The organism is Cytophagales bacterium (genome assembly GCA_019456305.1).
Lineage (GTDB): Bacteria > Bacteroidota > Bacteroidia > Cytophagales > VRUD01 > VRUD01.
On sequence record VRUD01000017.1, the window covers coordinates 1 to 17,796 of the forward strand.

The 17,796-nt window shown below is 32.7% G+C and carries 19 protein-coding genes and 1 pseudogene; all 20 read left to right on the forward strand.

Features of this window, described 5'->3' with window-relative positions; genetic code table 11:
- A partial coding sequence (locus FVQ77_05295) for a hypothetical protein (protein MBW8049747.1) occupies window positions 1–264 on the forward strand: 264 nt, incomplete at its 5' end.
- Between the two features lie 20 nt (window positions 265–284).
- Window positions 285–1,064: a glucose-1-phosphate cytidylyltransferase gene (gene rfbF / locus FVQ77_05300; GenBank protein MBW8049748.1), complete on the forward strand. Its 780-nt coding sequence runs from the start codon at window positions 285–287 to the stop codon at window positions 1,062–1,064.
- 168 nt (window positions 1,065–1,232) lie between these two features.
- On the forward strand, window positions 1,233–2,321 hold the full coding sequence (gene rfbG, locus FVQ77_05305) for a CDP-glucose 4,6-dehydratase (protein MBW8049749.1): 1,089 nt from the start codon (window positions 1,233–1,235) through the stop codon (window positions 2,319–2,321).
- A gap of 9 nt (window positions 2,322–2,330) precedes the next feature.
- Window positions 2,331–2,873, forward strand: a complete 543-nt coding sequence (gene rfbC / locus FVQ77_05310; protein ID MBW8049750.1) for a dTDP-4-dehydrorhamnose 3,5-epimerase — start codon at window positions 2,331–2,333, stop codon at window positions 2,871–2,873.
- A gap of 8 nt (window positions 2,874–2,881) precedes the next feature.
- Entirely contained in the window at window positions 2,882–4,030 is a 1,149-nt protein-coding gene (locus tag FVQ77_05315; protein ID MBW8049751.1) for a DegT/DnrJ/EryC1/StrS family aminotransferase, read from the forward strand.
- A gap of 134 nt (window positions 4,031–4,164) precedes the next feature.
- Window positions 4,165–4,263 (forward strand): hypothetical protein, encoded by a 99-nt coding sequence (locus tag FVQ77_05320; protein MBW8049752.1) that lies wholly within the window; start codon window positions 4,165–4,167, stop codon window positions 4,261–4,263.
- A 100-nt stretch (window positions 4,264–4,363) separates the two neighbouring features.
- Entirely contained in the window at window positions 4,364–5,389 is a 1,026-nt protein-coding gene (locus FVQ77_05325; protein ID MBW8049753.1) for an ATP-grasp domain-containing protein, read from the forward strand.
- Between the two features lie 2 nt (window positions 5,390–5,391).
- Window positions 5,392–6,624 (forward strand): NAD-dependent epimerase/dehydratase family protein, encoded by a 1,233-nt coding sequence (locus FVQ77_05330; protein MBW8049754.1) that lies wholly within the window; start codon window positions 5,392–5,394, stop codon window positions 6,622–6,624.
- Between the two features lie 4 nt (window positions 6,625–6,628).
- A complete protein-coding gene (locus FVQ77_05335; protein ID MBW8049755.1) occupies window positions 6,629–7,414 on the forward strand; it encodes a class I SAM-dependent methyltransferase in 786 nt (261 codons plus the stop codon).
- A 2-nt stretch (window positions 7,415–7,416) separates the two neighbouring features.
- Complete coding sequence (locus FVQ77_05340) at window positions 7,417–8,148, forward strand: cephalosporin hydroxylase (protein MBW8049756.1); 732 nt, start codon at window positions 7,417–7,419, stop codon at window positions 8,146–8,148.
- A 23-nt stretch (window positions 8,149–8,171) separates the two neighbouring features.
- Window positions 8,172–9,425 carry a glycosyltransferase family 2 protein gene (locus FVQ77_05345; protein ID MBW8049757.1) on the forward strand — a complete coding sequence of 418 codons (1,254 nt, stop codon included), beginning with the start codon at window positions 8,172–8,174 and terminating at the stop codon, window positions 9,423–9,425.
- A 115-nt stretch (window positions 9,426–9,540) separates the two neighbouring features.
- Window positions 9,541–9,627, forward strand: a pseudogene (locus tag FVQ77_05350) (cephalosporin hydroxylase).
- 103 nt (window positions 9,628–9,730) lie between these two features.
- Window positions 9,731–11,185 carry an MBOAT family protein gene (locus FVQ77_05355; protein MBW8049758.1) on the forward strand — a complete coding sequence of 485 codons (1,455 nt, stop codon included), beginning with the start codon at window positions 9,731–9,733 and terminating at the stop codon, window positions 11,183–11,185.
- Between the two features lie 9 nt (window positions 11,186–11,194).
- Window positions 11,195–12,151 (forward strand): hypothetical protein, encoded by a 957-nt coding sequence (locus FVQ77_05360; GenBank protein MBW8049759.1) that lies wholly within the window; start codon window positions 11,195–11,197, stop codon window positions 12,149–12,151.
- An 18-nt stretch (window positions 12,152–12,169) separates the two neighbouring features.
- Complete coding sequence (locus FVQ77_05365) at window positions 12,170–13,231, forward strand: NAD-dependent epimerase/dehydratase family protein (GenBank protein ID MBW8049760.1); 1,062 nt, start codon at window positions 12,170–12,172, stop codon at window positions 13,229–13,231.
- A 49-nt stretch (window positions 13,232–13,280) separates the two neighbouring features.
- Complete coding sequence (locus FVQ77_05370; GenBank protein MBW8049761.1) at window positions 13,281–14,447, forward strand: glycosyltransferase family 4 protein; 1,167 nt, start codon at window positions 13,281–13,283, stop codon at window positions 14,445–14,447.
- 14 nt (window positions 14,448–14,461) lie between these two features.
- The gene (locus FVQ77_05375) at window positions 14,462–15,745 is read left to right on the forward strand and encodes an O-antigen ligase family protein (protein ID MBW8049762.1); all 1,284 of its coding nucleotides are present in this window, start codon (window positions 14,462–14,464) and stop codon (window positions 15,743–15,745) included.
- Between the two features lie 104 nt (window positions 15,746–15,849).
- Window positions 15,850–16,065, forward strand: coding sequence for a hypothetical protein (locus FVQ77_05380; GenBank protein MBW8049763.1), 216 nt, complete (start codon window positions 15,850–15,852; stop codon window positions 16,063–16,065).
- Window positions 16,066–16,292: 227 nt separating this feature from the next.
- On the forward strand, window positions 16,293–17,057 hold the full coding sequence (locus FVQ77_05385) for a hypothetical protein (GenBank protein MBW8049764.1): 765 nt from the start codon (window positions 16,293–16,295) through the stop codon (window positions 17,055–17,057).
- Window positions 17,041–17,625, forward strand: coding sequence for a hypothetical protein (locus tag FVQ77_05390; GenBank protein ID MBW8049765.1), 585 nt, complete (start codon window positions 17,041–17,043; stop codon window positions 17,623–17,625). The genes FVQ77_05385 and FVQ77_05390 overlap by 17 nt, the downstream gene beginning before the upstream one ends.
- Window positions 17,626–17,796: the final 171 nt, after the last annotated feature.

Consider the following 17,796-nt stretch of genomic DNA (forward strand, 5'->3'; position numbering starts at 1 on the left):
CAAAAATATGTATTTTTGCCACATCTAATTGGAGTTTCTATAAATATTTCATTAAACCTTTTGCTAATACCTATGTATGGAATCAAGGGAGCGGCTTTTTCTACATTAATATCCTATTTTAGTCTAATAATTTTACCTCCTGTTTTTATTCCTAAGATCAGAAAACCTTTTTATATGATATATAGATCATATCTTCATATATTTACCAACTCATATAATTTGATTAAAGATATTAAAGAATTAAAAAACAAAAAAATGTATTAATATAGTAACAATTGAAAAAAATGAAAGTAGTAATATTTGCAGGAGGAATAGGCACAAGAATTTCTGAAGAATCTCACTTCAGACCCAAGCCTATGATTGAGATCGGTGAAAAACCAATTTTATGGCATATCATGAAACTCTATGAATTTTATGGGCATAATGATTTTATTATATGCCTTGGATATAAAGGTTATATGATCAAGGAATATTTTATGAATTATTTTATGCATAATTCTGATGTTACAATTAATTTAAAAAACAATAAGGTAGAAATACATCAAACAGATACTGAATCATTTAAAATTACTCTTCTTGATACCGGATTACATACTAAAACTGCCGGACGTTTGAAAAGGGTACAAAGTCATATTGGAGAGGAAGATTTTATGCTCACTTATGGTGATGGCCTTTCTGATATTAACATTAAGGATTTAGTAAAATTTCATTTTTCTCATGGTAAAATTGCTACTATAACAACTACACAGATCATTGACAGGTATGGAATATTAGATACTGAAGGAAATAACGTGGTACATAGTTTTAAGGAAAAACCAAAACAAAGCGGTTCATGGATCAATGGTGGATTTTTTGTTTTAAAACCAGATGTTTTCAAATATCTCAAAGATGATGCCGATTCTGTGATGTGGGAACAGCAACCGCTTGAAGATTTGACAAGAGAGGGACAACTGGCAGCATTTAAGCATACAGGCTTCTGGAAGTGTATGGATGCAATCAGAGATAAAATTGAATTGGAGCAATTGTGGGAAACCGGTAACGCCAAATGGAAAATATGGAAATGAAAGAAGAAAATGAAACCACGAATTACACGCCTGCGTGCCGAAACTTGTGTCAGCCCGTACTATGGCGTGCAGGCACTAATTTCACTAATTATCTTAGTGCCCGCCTGCCATAGGCCCTTGGCGGGCAGGTAATTCGTGAAATTAGTGGTTAAAAAAACTATAATATTAATGAGTATAAAACTTTTCAATGGAATATATAAAAATAAGACCGTACTGATAACAGGCCATACCGGATTTAAAGGTTCCTGGCTTTCATTATGGCTAAAAAAATTAGGCGCACATATTATTGGATATTCTTTAAGAGAATACCCTAATACAGATCATTTTTTTGACCTGAAACTTGATATAGAAAACATATTTGCTGATATAAGAGATATGGACATGTTAAAAAAAACGATTATTACATATAAACCCGATATAATATTTCACTTAGCTGCTCAGTCATTGGTTATAGAATCATATAAAAATCCGGTTTTAACATACGAAACCAATGTCATGGGCACTTTAAATTTGCTTGAAGCAGCCAGGAATTGTCAGTCGGTAAAAGCGATAGTCAATGTAACAACTGATAAAGTTTATGAAAATAAAGAACAGGATTTAGGATATAAGGAAACGGATAATCTCGGAGGTTTCGACCCTTACAGTTCATCCAAAGCTTGTTCTGAAATATTAACGTCTTCTTACAGGAATTCATTTTTAAATAACTCTATCCACGAAATTTTGATAGCTACTGCAAGAGCCGGTAATGTAATAGGAGGTGGAGATTGGGCTAATGACCGCCTGATCCCTGATATTGCCAGAGCAGTTATTAAAAAAGAGAAAGTTAAAATCAGAAATCCCGGTTCAGTTCGTCCCTGGCAGCATGTGCTGGAGCCATTATCAGGTTATTTGTTATTAGGACAAAAACTTCTGGAAGGTAAGGAAGTGTTTGCTTCAGCATGGAATTTTGGCCCTGATGATAAGACCCGTGTTGAAGTGCAAAATGTAGTTAAACTTATACAACAATATTGGGATAAAGTTGAATTTAAAACCAGCGCCAAAGAACAGGATGTGTTCCATGAAGCTGATTTTCTCAGACTTGACAGCTCAAGAGCAGCTAATGATCTTAAATGGGCGTCTGTATGGGATCTTAATAAAACCATTAAAAAAACTGTTGATTGGTATAATGAATATATAACATCAAAAAGGATTTGTACCGTGGATGATTTAGACCAATATGTAAATGATGCTAAAACACAACGGTTAGTTTGGCATTAGACTTTTATCATGCAATTTATTGAAACAGAATTAAAAGGCGCTTATATTATTGAAATAGAACCTCATACTGATGAGAGAGGTAACTTTGCAAGAACTTTTTGTGCCAATGAATTCAAGCAACACGGATTGAATTATAATATGGTTCAGAGTAATCTTTCAATATCTCTACATAAACATACGCTAAGGGGCATGCATTATCAGATAAATGACTTCCAGGAGGTAAAATTGGTGCGTTGTATCAAAGGAAAAATATGGGATGTAATAATAGATATTAGACCCCGATCCGAAACCTATTGTCAATATGAATGTGTTGAATTATCAGAAAATAATTTAAAAATGCTGTATGTGCCGGAAGGTTTTGCTCATGGCTTTATTACGCTTGAAGATAATTGTGAAGTTGCTTACCAGGTATCAAATTTTTACAGTCCTGAAAATGAAAGAGCAATAAGATGGAATGATCCTGAGTTTTCCATTAAATGGCCTACAAATGATCCTATTTTGTCTGAAAAAGATAAAAATTATCAGGATTTTGAGAGGCTGGCAAAAAATTAAAATATAATATGAAAATCAGATTGTTTAAACCAAGTATTGGTCAAGACGAAATCAATGCAATAAAGGAAGTGTTTGATAGATCCTGGCTGGGTTTGGGACCTAAGGTCGGAGAATTTGAAAAAAAATGGTCAAAATATATTAATTGCGTTACCTCTGTAGCTGTTAATTCCGGAACAGCAGCTTTGCACCTGGCATTGGCAGCATTTAACTTTCCTAAAGGTTCCAAGGTACTGGTTCCTGTAATAACCTTTATTTCTACTGCATCTGCTGCACTTTATAATGGGTTGGAGCCTGTGTTTGTGGATATTGATGAGAATACCCTGGGTTTGGATTTAGAAGATTTAGAAAGAAAAACAACCGAAGACTGTGTTGCTATAATGGCTGTTCACATGGGTGGGCATCCCTTACCAATGGATAAAATTATGGAGTTTGCAGATCGAAAAAATTTAGTAGTAATTGAGGATTGTGCTCATTGCGCCGGTGGCGAATTTTTGGGTAAAAAATTGGGTACATGGGGACATATCGGATGTTTTTCTTTTGAAGAAAAAAAAAGCATGACTACCGGAGATGGCGGTATGATCTGTTCAAATGATGAAAAACTCCTTAAGCCTTTGTATGCAATGCGATGGATTGGAATTGATAAGGATACCTGGAAAAGAAGTGCAAAATACACCGGCAAAGATTTAGACGCCCGCCACTGGTATTATGAAATTGCGCTGCTTGGATACAAATACAATATGAACGATCTATGTGCATCTATCGGTCTGGTTCAATTAAACAAGATTGATTTGATGAATGCCAATCGTCTCAAAGCGATAAAACGCTATGTTGAGGGGCTAAAAAATATAAATTATCTCACTCCTTTATTACCCTATGATCTTAGCAAAAACTCATCTTACCATATATTTGGTTTAAGAAGTGATAAGCGGGATGCTCTTATGATGTATTTAAAAAACAAGGATATTGCAACAGGATTGCATTATACTCCTTTAAATCAGCATCCACTTTTTAAAACATTTCAAGATGACACCCCAATTGCTAACAAAGTATATAAAAAAATTATGACGCTGCCTTTATTTTCAGATATTACCGAAGAAGAGGTAGATTATGTGATTGAAAATATAGTACAATTTAATGAACATTATGACACAAATTGAAATATTTGAAACTTCATTTGCAAATTACAAATAATGATGAACTTTATGAAAAAGCAGCAATTCTTAACAATCATGGACAAGATCCTAAAATTAATAAGACCTTTTGGATGGCACAATAAGGCTATAAATATAAAATGTCTAACTTGCAAGCTGCCATGGGCTATGCACAAATAGAAAGGGCAGATGAATTGGTGATTAAAAAAAGAGAAATCTGTTTCTTACAGTATTTATGATAGAGGCGTTGATCTGCCGAGTTGCTATGATACAAGCAGTGACAATGTGCAGCGTGTAGTGGAACAGGTAAAAAGTTTTGTTTTTTCTAAATAATCGGTTTTGCAGAAACATGAAATATTAATTGCCGGAATTGGAGGTGCATCTTTAGGGACTGAAATAGCTAAATGTTTAGCTTTAGCCAATCGTTATCAAATTTTTGGCTGTGATATTTCCCCATTAGCTTATGGGCATTTTATGAATTTATTTCAGCAAACATTTCTAGCAAATGATAAAAATTACATTGAATCAATTCTAAATATTTGTAAAAAGCATAAAATATTTTACATTATCCCTGGCGGAGAGCTTCCTATGACATTGCTTGTTGAGGAAGAAGATATTCTTAAAGAAGAGAAAATTACCCTGGTTTCTAATTCTCCTTACGTAGTAAAAACATTTTCAATAAAAAAAGAAACTTTTGTAAAACTAAAGCAGTTTGGATTTGCGATTCCTGAAACGATAGAATATAAAACAGAAAAAGATTTAGACCAAATACCTTTCCCATGCATTATTAAACCATCAGTTGGAACAGGTGGAAGTGATTCGGTATTTTTAGCAGCCGATAAAAAGGAGTGCTCGGTAATGGTTGAAATATTAAAACGTAATAAAAGATCAATCATACTTCAGGAATATATATCCCTTGATGAGGGTGAATTTACCATTGGTGTTTTGTCATTACCGGATAAGACGATAGTCGGTTCCATAGCTATGAAACGTATTTTTAACACTAAATTATCAATAGCTCATAAAAGTAATTTAGGGCTTATTTCCAGTGGGTATAGCCAGGGATTAATTGATGACTTCCCTCAATACAGAAAAACAGCGGAAAAAATAGCTGTATCTATTGGCAGTAGGGGACCTATTAATATTCAGGGCAGAGTAAAAGATGGAAAATTTATACCATTTGAAATTAATCCCCGGTTTTCTGCTTCTACCTATTTACGCACTCTGGCGGGGGTGAATGAAATAGATGTTTATTTACAATATTTGATTCATAATAAATACGATGATAGTTGTTATCGCAATATTAAAAAAGGATATTATTTAAGGAGTTTTACTCAAGAATATGTTCCTGGTAAAGTAAAATAAGAATGATTAGATGGATTACAGATGAGATTGGTACAGGCCCTTATGGAGAAACAGACAAGACTGATGCAGAGATTATTGATGTTAGAGACTTGGTTGATAAACGTGGTAATTCTCCAGATTTAATAAATAATAAAATTGATGCGGCATTAGCATATTTAGAATTAAATAAGAAAATCATTATTTGCTGCGATTATGGAATGTCAAGAAGCAATGCTATTGCTATAGGTGTAATTTCAAAATGGTATAAAATTCCCTTTAATGAAGCAATTAGACAAGTTGTTAAAGCTACCAACGAAACCCAAATAAAGATTCAGGTCATTAATGTTGTCCGTAATGCAATAGAAAATAATAATTCTAAAAAGATCAAGAAAAACAGAATAGACAAAATTTTAGTTACAGGGGGAACGGGTTATATTGGTTCTAATTTAATTGCCCAATTAAAAGGTAAGTATAAAATATTTGATCCATCCAGTCAGGAAATTGATATCATTAATGATTTAGTAGAATTAGATTTAAAAGTAAAAGAAGAGCACATAGATTGTTTGATACATTTAGCTAATCCAAGGATCGTCAATACCAACAATTCTATTGGAGAATCAATGGTAATGATAAAGAATATGTTGGATATTTGTGTAGAAAATAATTGCTGGTTGGTTTATCTGTCCAGCATGGATATTTATGGTTCATATAAAAACAATGATCTAATAGTAAAAGAAAACCGTACTCCTTTTCCGAATGGAATAAATGGAGAAACTAAGTTTCTTTGTGAATCATTAATTAATCATTATCAAAAAAAGTTTAATTTAAGAGCAACAGTGATCCGAATTAATAATGTTTATGGCCCGGGCAGCAAAAAACCGAGATTTTTATATGATTTTATTCATAAAGCAAAAAATGATTTACTTATAACTGTCCATAAATATTTCAACGGTTATCCTAAAATAGACTTGCTTAATATTAATGACTTGATTTCATGTATTTTATCTGTTTTAAAAAAGGGATATAAAGGTGAATTGAACATTGGAAGCGGTCAACTGGTTACAACAAAAGATTTAGCGAGTTTAATTATAAATCAATTGGATTCTAAAAGTAAAATAGGCATTCATCATATTCACGTTAAAAATGATAATTTTGTTGTTGATATGGCTAAAGTCTTAAAAGAAATTCAATGGAAGCCAGGAATTTCTCTTTCTAAAGGACTTAATGATATAATCCTCACTTACACAAATAACTAATACTATGGAAAAAAATACAACAGAAAAAGAAAGACAAGAGCAATATCCATGGTCAAGAACTAAATATCATAACGAATATAATTATTATTTAGCCAAATATAAAGTAGAATCTTGCATGGAGAACTCGCAAGGGACGAGTTTATTAGATATGCCCTGCGGAGATGGTTTAATGACAAAGATGTTTGCAAAAAAATTCGACAGAATTGTTGGTGTTGATGCTTCAGGCATTCATTTAAAAGAAGCTAAAAAACGTGTGCCTGATGCCGGGTTCCATGAGTGCCTTATTGAAGAACTGGAATTGAATGAAAAATTTGACTCTGTTTTTATGCTCGATATCCTTGAACATGTTATTGACCCGGTTGGGTTGTTAAAAAAAGCTGCAACATTTATGAAAGATGATGGTGTATTAATTGTTCACGTTCCAAATGCAAATGCCATAAACAGAAAAATTGCAGTAAAGATGGGCACGCTTAAAACTTGTGATGAACTCTCACCTTGGGATATAAATATAGCAGGCCACAGAAGATCGTACACTTTGGAAACCTTAAGTGAAGATATTTTAGCTGCAGGCTTAAAAATTAAAAAAACAGGTGGGATTTTTTATAAAATGTTTTCAACACCGCAAATGGACTGGATTTTGAAGAATGGATTATGGAATGCAGGTCATGGATGGGGTAGGCAGGGTGTTGATAACGTAGATTGGAAATCGGAATTTTGTAGAGCATGTTATGAAATTGGCAAAGAAAGACCGGAAGATTGTAATGTAATATTTGTATGTATAATCAAATAGTTATGGAAGAATTGAAGGAATTTGAAAGAAAGAAATTGAATAATATTGAAAATCTGTCTAAAGATATTGTTCTTAAAAAGGCAGGTATTGATTTTTTAAAAAATACTTCCAAATATAATTATACTTATAATTTCACCTGGATGGGAGTGCCAATTATTCAAGTACCTCAAGATATGATTGCCATGCAGGAAATTATTTGGGAAGTAAAGCCAGACTTAATCATAGAGACAGGAATAGCACATGGAGGTTCATTAATTTTTTATGCGTCCTTGCTTGAGATGATTGGTAAGGGTGAAATTGTAGGCATTGATATAGATATCCGCGATCATAATCGGGAAGTGATTGAAAATCATCCGATGTTTAAAAGAATTAAACTTATAGAGGGCCCTTCCACCTCCGAAAATGTTTTGAATCAAGTAGAAAACATTGTTGAAAAAAATCAAAAAGTTTTGGTATCATTAGATTCTGATCATACACACGATCATGTATTAAAGGAGTTAGTGTCGTATTCAAAGTTTGTTTCACAAAATAGTTATGTAGTTGTTTTTGATACAGCAATAGAAGATATGCCTGAAGATTTCTTCTCAAACAAAAATTGGGGAAAGGGAAACAACCCTAAAACCGCAGTGTGGGAATTTTTGAAAAATAATGATAAATTTGTTATTGATAAGAATATCGAAAACAAATTGTTGATTACTGTTGCGCCTGATGGATATTTAAAAAGAATAAAATAAACTCCTTAAATAATTATACTATTATGCCTTTAATCAATATAATCATACCCACCCGCGAAAGAGCTGATACACTTTATTGGACGATAAAAACCTGTTTAAATCAGAATTACAATAATTACAAGATCTGGGTAAGTGATAATTGCAGCACAGATAATACTGCAGAAATTGTCCATAATTTCAATAATCCTAAAATTATCTATTTGAAAACCCCCAAACGCTTTTCAATGACCCATAACTGGGAGTTTGCACTAGACCATATTGAGAGTGGATACGTAACATTCATCGGGGATGATGATGGATTAGTACCAGATACTTTGATCAATATTGCATATATTATTAAAAAACATCATATTGACGTAATTAAATGTGATCCTACTGTTTATCATTGGCCAAAATCTTCTATGGAACATAGACGAGGGGTTCTGTACGCCAGATTGCTAAAAAGTTATTTTTTTATTGACTCTCAAAAAGCATTGAACCATACCGCTAAAAAACTTGAAATTACCTTACCAGGTTTCCGCATGGGAAAATGTATTCCAATACTATATCATGGCGGAATTGCAAGTATGGATATTATAAATAAAATTAAACAAAGAGACACTACTTTTTTTCATTCTTCTATCCCAGACTGTTATGCAGGGATGATACTTGCCGGAGAAGTTGATAAATATATTTTTTGTCATTACCCATTTGCGATTTGCGGGATTTCTCACCATAGTAGCTCCATGTCCAATTACTTTAGAAATGATAAAGAAAAGTCAGCCTCTGTTAAAAAATTTTTTTCTGAAAATAATATGCCATTTCATCCAAATATTAAAGAAGTCGATACTTGGGCAATGGTGATAGCAGAAACATTATTGCAAGCAAATGAACAAAACCCAAAAATCCCAACCCCAGATATTAAAATGGTTCTAAAAAAATCAGTTGAAGAAGCGTTATTAAAACCTGATAAGATTTCTTATCAGAAAACTATCAATGCTACCAAAAATGTTGCAAAGATCAATGGCTTAACAGAATATTGTGAAAAAATAATCAAAAAAAATAAATATGTTATTAACTCTATAAACAAACCCATATCTGGATTTAATTATTTCCCAAAAACCATTACCTTAGATACAATAGATTATTTTTCAAACATATATGAAGCCAGCCTTTTGCTCTCAAATTTTATAAATAAAAAACCCGTGTATAGATCCTATTTTAAAACGCTTATTATCAAATACCTGGTAATTGGATTGAGAATATTAAAAAGAATAAAACATATAATTTATTTGTAAAATTCCCTTTCTCAGATATAGCTGTATAAAAAGTTCGTCCTGCTGTTGTCGTTTCTAGTAAATTTTAGTTTATAATTTAGGAGGAGGCAGAGATAATTCCTGCTCAATTATTTATAATGATAAATTTGTTATTGATAAGAATATCGAAAACAAATTGTTAATTACTGTTGCGCCTGATGGGTATTTAAAAAGAGTGAAGTAGAAATGAATATAAATATACAGAATTTGGACGATGTTCTTCAATTAGGCGAAGGTCAGTATATTAAATTCAAAAACTAATATGTTAAAATAAATCTCCCCTAACTATGTTGTTTAACTCCTTACAATTTCTAATCTTTCTTCCAGCAGTCATCATAATTTACTTTTCAATTCCTTATAAATGGCGTTGGCTGCTATTATTAATAGCAAGCTATTACTTTTATATGTGTTGGAAAGTTGAATATATAATTTTAATAATAATCTCTACATTAATTGACTTTTATGCAGGTATTCAGATGGGAAAGATCAAAGAGAAACATAAACGAAGAAAATATTTATATGTAAGTTTATTAACAAATTTAGGACTATTATTTGGATTCAAATATTTTAATTTTTTTAGTGAAAATGTACAACAGGTTTTTGATTATTTTAATATTTTTTATAATGTACCCCTATTTAATGTGCTGTTACCTGTCGGGATATCCTTCTATACATTCCAAACGTTGAGCTATACAATTGATATTTATAATGGCAAAGCAGAACCACAAACAAATTTAGGAATATTTGCTTTATACGTTTCATTTTTCCCTCAATTAGTTGCCGGGCCTATTGAACGTTCACAAAGATTATTACCTCAGTTTTTCCAAAAATTTGACTTTGATTATGATAGGGTAAAAAGCGGTTTATTATTGATGCTATGGGGATTTTTTAAAAAGCTGGTCATTGCTGACAGTATAGCCCGGTTTGTAGATACAGTTTATAATAATCCTGAAGCATCTGATGGTATAACAACATTATTAGCCACTTATTTTTTTGGTTTTCAGATCTATTGTGATTTCTCTGGATATTCTGATATTGCTATTGGCGCTGCTTTAATAATGGGCTATAAGTTAATGGAAAATTTCCGAAGGCCATATTTTTCTCAATCTATTGGTGAGTTTTGGAAAAGATGGCATATTTCTCTCTCAACCTGGTTTCGGGATTATTTTTATATCCAGCTTGGAGGTAATCGGGTTGTTAAATGGCGCTGGTACTATAACTTAATAGTCGTATTTCTGGTCAGTGGCCTGTGGCACGGGGCAAATTGGACATTTTTAATTTGGGGAGGATTGCATGGCTTTTATCTTGTTTTTAGTTTAATGACCCTAAAGGTTAGAAACACATTTACTTCCTTTATTGGTCTGGATAGAATACCAGCGCTAAACAGGCTCATAAGTATTTTTATTACTTTTAATTTAGTAATGTTTGCCTGGATATTTTTCAGGTCAAATTCTCTTAGTGATGCTCTTATTATAATTAGTAATATTGCCCAAACAAAGATTTCTTTTTCTTTATTTAATCAAGCAATGCTGTCGTTTGGAAGATTGGATTTTTTAATTTCTATTGCTGCAATATTATTAATGGAAGTTATTCACATAGTTCAGGAAAATAAACCCAATATAAGGTTAAGATTGTCAAATAAGCCTGTATTACTGAGATGGGGAATTTACACATTCCTGGTAATGACAATAATCCTTTTTGGCAAATTCGGTAAACAAGCATTTATATATTTTCAATTTTAAAACTAACAGATGGGAAGAAATTTATTTATAAAATTAGCTGCATTTACTTGTATAATATCAGTATTGTGCAGTTGTATTTTCTTTGGAGTGGCTCCTGATAAAGAAATATATACAGCTAGCTTAATTGACAAGCACAATTATATTAAAACGCTAAAATCCCCAAAAATTATTATTATAGGAGGTTCTAATATTGCTTTTGGCATAGATAGCAGAACTATTGAAAAAAAATTTGATATGCCTGTGGTAAATATGGGCGTACAAGGCAGCTTAGGATATGATTATATGCTAAATGAAATAAAAGAGTACATACATAGCGAAGACATTATATTGATCATACCTGAATATTTACTTTTTGATTATCCATTTTATAGGGGCGCATTTTATGATGCTATTGAAGTATTTCCACGTGCAATAACATATCTTGATAAACCTAAAATATATTCAGAAGTTGTAATATCATTTGTAATGGTATTACAAAATAAATTTAAAAGGATACTAATAAGGCAAATTAAAAAAAAGAGAAAAGGATTTTTTGGAAAAGGGGATGTGTATTATCGTAAGGCTTTTAATCAATATGGAGATGTTACAAGTCATTTACAGCTTGAAAGAAGAAAGAAATTAGCGGGGACAGGGATGAATAGATTTGAAAAGAATTATAAGGTTAATAGTGAATTTATTATTCTTACAAATAATTTTAGTAATTTTGTAAAAAATCATAATGCAAAAGCATTTTTTTTATTTCCATCTGTTGCAAAATCAGCCTACAAAAAGGAAATAGCAGAAACAATTTATAATCAATTAAAAAGCGAATTTCATGTACCTCTAATTTGTGTTCCTGAAAGGTATGTATTTGACGACACCTTATTTTTTGACACTGTTCACCATCATACACATCTGGGAAGAAAAATAAGAACTCAAAGAATAATTGAAGATTTATTGAATTCACTACATAAAAAGTTGTTGTGATTTTAGCAAAAATTCATAGTGAAAAAATTATTAGTAACCGGCTCAAGCGGATTAATAGGTTCTGAAGTAGTCACTTATTTTGACAAACTTGGGTGGGTGATTCATGGACTAGACAACAACATGCGTGCCGATTTTTTTGGTGAGAAAGGGGACACAAGATGGAATCAGCGCCGGTTGGAAGAAACCTGCCGGAACTTCAAACATCATGAAATAGATATCAGAAGCCGCAATGATATTTTAAAACTGATAGATACTTTAAAGCCAGATGTAATCGTGCATACTGCTGCGCAGCCAAGCCATGACCTGGCTGCCGGCAGGCCCTTTGACGATTTCGATGTGAATGCTGTTGGTACGCTCAATCTCCTGGAAGCTGCCAGAAGACACACCCCGGAAGTGATTTTCGTTTTTATGTCAACCAATAAGGTATATGGTGATGCTCCCAACAAACTGAACTTGAAGGAATTAGAAACCCGTTGGGATTATGCTGACAGAGCATATTACAATGGTATAAAAGAGGATTTTACGATAGATCAATCCAAGCATTCTTTATTCGGCGCTTCCAAAGCGGCTGCTGACATAATGGTTCAGGAATACGGCCGCTATTTTGGTATGAATACTTGTTGTCTGAGAGGTGGCTGCCTTACAGGCCCCAATCATTCCGGAGTTGAACTGCATGGTTTTTTGAGTTATCTGGTAAAGGTAAATGTAAGCGGTGGAGTTTACAACATCTATGGGTATAAGGGCAAGCAGGTAAGAGACAATATTCACGCTTACGATGTAGCACGTTTTATTGATCTCTTCATTTGTAACCCCAAAGCAGCAGAAGTTTATAATTTAGGCGGAGGCAGAGGCAATTCCTGTTCAATTTTAGAAGCATTCAGATTAACAGAAAATATATCAGGTAAAAAAATGAAGTATGAGTATATTGAAAAAAACAGGGAAGGGGATCATATTTGCTATATTTCTGATTTATCTAAAATGAAAGCTCATTATCCTGAATGGGATATAACTAAAAGTCTGGATGATATTGTTGAAGAGATCGTAGTGGCTTGGGAGCAAAAAGAATTGCCGATTGCCTGAATTACTAACCCTACACAAAAAATAGAATTTATTTTATCAATTGCAAATAATGGCACTCCAAAAAATATTGCTTGTTTCCTGGGGTATACTTCCCTATAAAGGAGGCTCTTCATTTATTATTGAGAAATTAGCCAAGCAGTTTTCTCCTGATGAAATGGTTGTGCTTGGAGAAAAAGAAAGTAAACCAATTATTCGTGATAGCGGGTTGCCTGAATTCTATTACTGCCCAACTTCAATAAGTTTGAAAGGGAGAGGGAAAAGGTTTTTTGTCTTAATCCGCTGGCTATTATTCCCAATTTTACTTTTTCGCATGTATAAGATTGTTAAAAAAGAATCTTGTAGGGTAATATTAGCAGTTTTTCCTGACGAATACTATCTTTTTGCCGCATATTTAGTAGCAAAACAAAAAAAAATAGACCTTTATACATATTTTCACAATACTTACCTTGAAAACAGGAATGGTTTTATATCCACAAAATTTGCAAAATGGCTCCAACCACGAGTATTCTCCCTATCAAAAGTGGTGTTTGTAATAAGCCAGGGAATGAAAAATTATTATGAAAATAAATACAAAAGGATTAGATTTGAACCCTTACTTCACACTTTTGATAAATATTTGTCTGATAAGTATAAAGAGCCCTTTATAGAAACCAGTAAAAAGAATATTAAACTTGTTCTGGTAGGTAATTTTAATCAATCAAATGTTGAGGCTACAACCAGATTGTTGAAAGCGATCGAAAAAAATAACAGCTATAAAGTTAGTATCTATACCGCTGTACCCAAGTGGTTGTTAAATATAAGAGGAGTTAAAAGTAAAAATCTGATTTATAAAGGTTTTATAGATGACGACAAATTATTATCAGAATTACAGTATTATGATATTATGCTCTTAACACATGGATTTAGTGGATTATATGGCGATGTTGAGTATCAGACAATTTTTCCTACACGTACTATTCCTTTTTTGATATCGGGTAAACCAATTTTTGCTCATAGCCCTAAAGAAAGTTTCTTAAATCAATTTCTCAGAAAATATGATTGTGCTGAAATTGTTGATCAACCGGATGAAGAAGTGATTGTTGAAACACTCGACAGACTTGTGGATAGTCCCCAAAGATGCAGGCAGCTTGTTAAAAATGCTTTTAAGGCAGCGGATCAATTTTATGGGCCAAATGTTGCAAAGAAATTGAAAAGTATTATATTAAATTACAACTGAATTACAGCAGAAAAATGAACCGCCTGTTAAAATTCCTCCTTTATCTCTACGTGTTTTTAATCCCTTTTGAACATATTCTGGTCAAAATGTATGATATCACAAACATTTTTAAACCATACAGGGTGACGGGCATTATTTTAACACTTTTTGTAGTAGTCAGCATTATTTTATCAAAAACCAGGCTGCGATTTGATAAATTTGATAAAGTATTGCTTTTTATTTATGTTTACGGCTTCATGGCGGGAATGATTTACTACGCTTTTGGTTATGGGAATTTATATTCCCTTACTAACGATGCACTATTAATATTTCAGACCTATTTTATTTTTGTGGCAATAAAAAATCTCCCTATAACGCACCAAAATATGCGGAATATTTTTTCTGTTTTCGTTGCAGCAGTATTTATTAATACACTTTATTTTCAATTATTTGTTACTGCTGATGCACTGACAAGGGAATCCGGCTTCTTCAAAAATCCTAACACGACTGCCTTATCTATAGTTATGTCGGTTTTTATTCTGATATATCAAATAATTAATGATATTAATTTTAAAAGATCATTTATTATTTCACTTAAAACAGCGTTGATCATTTTCTTTTTCTTCTCTATTTTTAATACCGGTGCAAGGGGAGCAGTAGTCGGATTATTTACCGGATCATTAATATTTTTTTATTTTAATTTAAAAACCACCAGATACAGGTTTTTCCACATGTTTATTGCCATAACCATTGCTTTAAGTGTTTATTATTTATATGATAAAAATATTGAAGCCGCATCAGCGTATTCTGTTCTGGGAAGATATCAAGGGGAACAAATGAAAGAGTCTTCCGGCAGGTTAGATATATGGAGAAGCGCATCACTTTTAGCCCTTGACCATTATTTTTTAGGAGTTGGCATTGCACAATACGCATCATATCATCATGAATATTTAGAAAAACTCTCTTATTTATTCACTCCTGAATTATTATCTCAAAGCTCACGGGGAACACATAGTGATTATTTAGCTTTATTTACAGAATTCGGGCTGCATAATTTGATACTTTTTCTTATGATCATTTTTTGGATTTTAAGAGACTTAGCTCAACTAATTAAGAGCTCTGATATGAATAATAAAATATATGTATTTTTTATTGCTGTTGTTGGTTGTTTAGTCGTGAATGGTATTTTTACTACATCGCTTAAAAGTCCTATTTATTGGCTGTTTTTTGCTTTAGCCACTTATATTATCACTAACTATCCTATCTTTAATCAAGGGATAATCGACAAGTCAGACTTTCGGGATGACACCGCGCAATAATAATGTAGCATTTAAAATAATAATTAACAAGATACCGGTTTAGTTGATACATCAGATATTTCTTTCCCTCCACCTGCTATAAAACTTTACCGGTAGCGTGGTCTATGTTGGATACTTATGATACTTATGCAACAAAAATTGTTCATCAATACAGGGGAAAAGATATTTTTCATTGGTTTTTGTCAGAAGGAATGGATCGCATAATACTTCATAATGGACGGGCAGGCTGGGTAAGTGTTACCGGCATCAAACGTTCAGATGAAGAAAGGGAAAAGTTGAAAATTGTTGAATCACAGCCAGGAGATATTGGTATTAAATAAGATTATAAACACCGTGTGCGGAATTTGTGGAATTGCAAATGTGCTGTGCTGCGAAGCGTTGGGGTCTTTCGGAAACGCGTCAATGGAAACCGAAATAAGGTCTTGCAGTTATACAAAAGGGTCTTGTCCTGATACAAACTTATCTTACAACGATTCATTTATTACGATAATATTTTTATAATTTTGAGCGTTTTTTCAAATGAAACATTAAAAAGTACCAAAGCAAAATGAAACATTTTATAATTGATACAGAAAAAAATCGAGTTAAGGACTTGGCTGAATTGGATGAAGATACAATAACAATTAGACGAATTGAAGCAGCCAATATGGATGAAGTGATGGACTCCTCATTGTTTATCAACACAAAGTATGACATGCGTTCATCTGGTAATGCCTTAACTCCTGGAGCTTTTGATGTTAGAACGGACAAGCAAACTGGGAAAGTTGCAGTTTTGCTTTCTCATCGAATTGAAGAGTGTCGGAGAACGACAATAGAGCAGCATGGGAAGGGTAAACTGACAGTATTTTACGAGACCTTAGATGATATTTTAAATGGCATAAAAAAAAAAGAGGAAGAAAGCAGAGTAAATATTAAAGAGGAAATTAAGAATTGGCAAAATGCAGTAAATGACCTGTTTGATACAATTTCAACGGATTGGTTGAAAAAATATGCTCCAAACATTACAACAAAAATGACGGGGATTAAAATTACAGAGGAGTTGACAGGACAATACGGTATCAATCAATTGCATATCAGCTTAATTAAGAACAAGGAAATTGTTCTTATTCCAAGAGCTACTTTTGTCATTGGAAGTCATGGAAGAATTGATATGATGATTAAGGGAATAAGACATGATCCGATAATGATTATTCGATTCAGAGGAAACGGCAAGGATAGGTGGGAAATTATTTTTGACCGTAATATTCGAGACAGGATAGAATTTAACAAGGCACAGCTTGAAAATATAATCACTGATGTTATCTACGGATAAATTCGAGGAATATTGTGAGGAGTTAGACAATTTGAAGGACTATTGTCAGGTCATAAAAACCGCTTCGCATAATGTTAAAACTAAGCTGGGAAAGGAAAGCTATTTAACTGATGAGAGGTTAGATGCTTTGATTGGTAAACCGACTTCTATTTTGGAAGCAGCTCTGGACAGAAAAACAACCATTGCTTGTTTCTTGTTGTATATTTCTGCATTTGAGAGAATATGTTTTCATATCTATGATGGCTCTCTGAAGAAGACAAAGGAATTTGTATCGAAAAATGGTCAGCAAAAAAGAGCCGGGGATATCCTGCTTAAAACCATCATGGATTTCTACTCGTTCAGTGAAGTCAAAAAGTTGTTTGGTGGAATATCTGACAAGGATAAAAAATATTTAGTAATACTGATTTGTTCTCGGAATTATTTTGCACATGGAGAAAAGAATGAGGGGGATTTGAACTATGATAAAAAAAGAAGCCATAAAGAAAAAGAGGCGGAGATTTTTGCTATGATAGAAGATTTGGATGAAATACATGAACGGTGCAAGGAGTTGTTAAAGTATCTACTATAATTTGCGGGTATGCAAAGCCAAGTTCATTTCAATTTTGCTTTGACCTATGAAAATAAAATGATTGTAAATCAAGAATAATATCTTCCAATGGTATTCCTGATAATATCATAATCTTTTTCATCAATCAGTTTTGCTTCAAAGCCGTATTGCGTTCTGTGTGCTTCATCAGCA

Bases quoted from the DNA above. Each gene is read 5' to 3' on its own strand.
- rfbF (MBW8049748.1), top strand. From the start codon at position 285: ATGAAAGTAGTAATATTTGCAGGAGGAATAGGCACAAGAATTTCTGAA.
- FVQ77_05320 (MBW8049752.1), top strand. From the start codon at position 4,165: ATGTCTAACTTGCAAGCTGCCATGGGCTATGCACAAATAGAAAGGGCA.
- FVQ77_05335 (MBW8049755.1), top strand. From the start codon at position 6,629: ATGGAAAAAAATACAACAGAAAAAGAAAGACAAGAGCAATATCCATGG.
- FVQ77_05390 (MBW8049765.1), top strand. From the start codon at position 17,041: ATGTTATCTACGGATAAATTCGAGGAATATTGTGAGGAGTTAGACAAT.
- FVQ77_05375 (MBW8049762.1), top strand. From the start codon at position 14,462: ATGAACCGCCTGTTAAAATTCCTCCTTTATCTCTACGTGTTTTTAATC.
- FVQ77_05385 (MBW8049764.1), top strand. From the start codon at position 16,293: ATGAAACATTTTATAATTGATACAGAAAAAAATCGAGTTAAGGACTTG.
- FVQ77_05360 (MBW8049759.1), top strand. From the start codon at position 11,195: ATGGGAAGAAATTTATTTATAAAATTAGCTGCATTTACTTGTATAATA.
- rfbC (MBW8049750.1), top strand. From the start codon at position 2,331: ATGCAATTTATTGAAACAGAATTAAAAGGCGCTTATATTATTGAAATA.
- FVQ77_05355 (MBW8049758.1), top strand. From the start codon at position 9,731: ATGTTGTTTAACTCCTTACAATTTCTAATCTTTCTTCCAGCAGTCATC.
- FVQ77_05380 (MBW8049763.1), top strand. From the start codon at position 15,850: ATGTTGGATACTTATGATACTTATGCAACAAAAATTGTTCATCAATAC.
- FVQ77_05340 (MBW8049756.1), top strand. From the start codon at position 7,417: ATGGAAGAATTGAAGGAATTTGAAAGAAAGAAATTGAATAATATTGAA.
- FVQ77_05370 (MBW8049761.1), top strand. From the start codon at position 13,281: ATGGCACTCCAAAAAATATTGCTTGTTTCCTGGGGTATACTTCCCTAT.
- FVQ77_05330 (MBW8049754.1), top strand. From the start codon at position 5,392: ATGATTAGATGGATTACAGATGAGATTGGTACAGGCCCTTATGGAGAA.
- rfbG (MBW8049749.1), top strand. From the start codon at position 1,233: ATGAGTATAAAACTTTTCAATGGAATATATAAAAATAAGACCGTACTG.
- FVQ77_05315 (MBW8049751.1), top strand. From the start codon at position 2,882: ATGAAAATCAGATTGTTTAAACCAAGTATTGGTCAAGACGAAATCAAT.
- FVQ77_05345 (MBW8049757.1), top strand. From the start codon at position 8,172: ATGCCTTTAATCAATATAATCATACCCACCCGCGAAAGAGCTGATACA.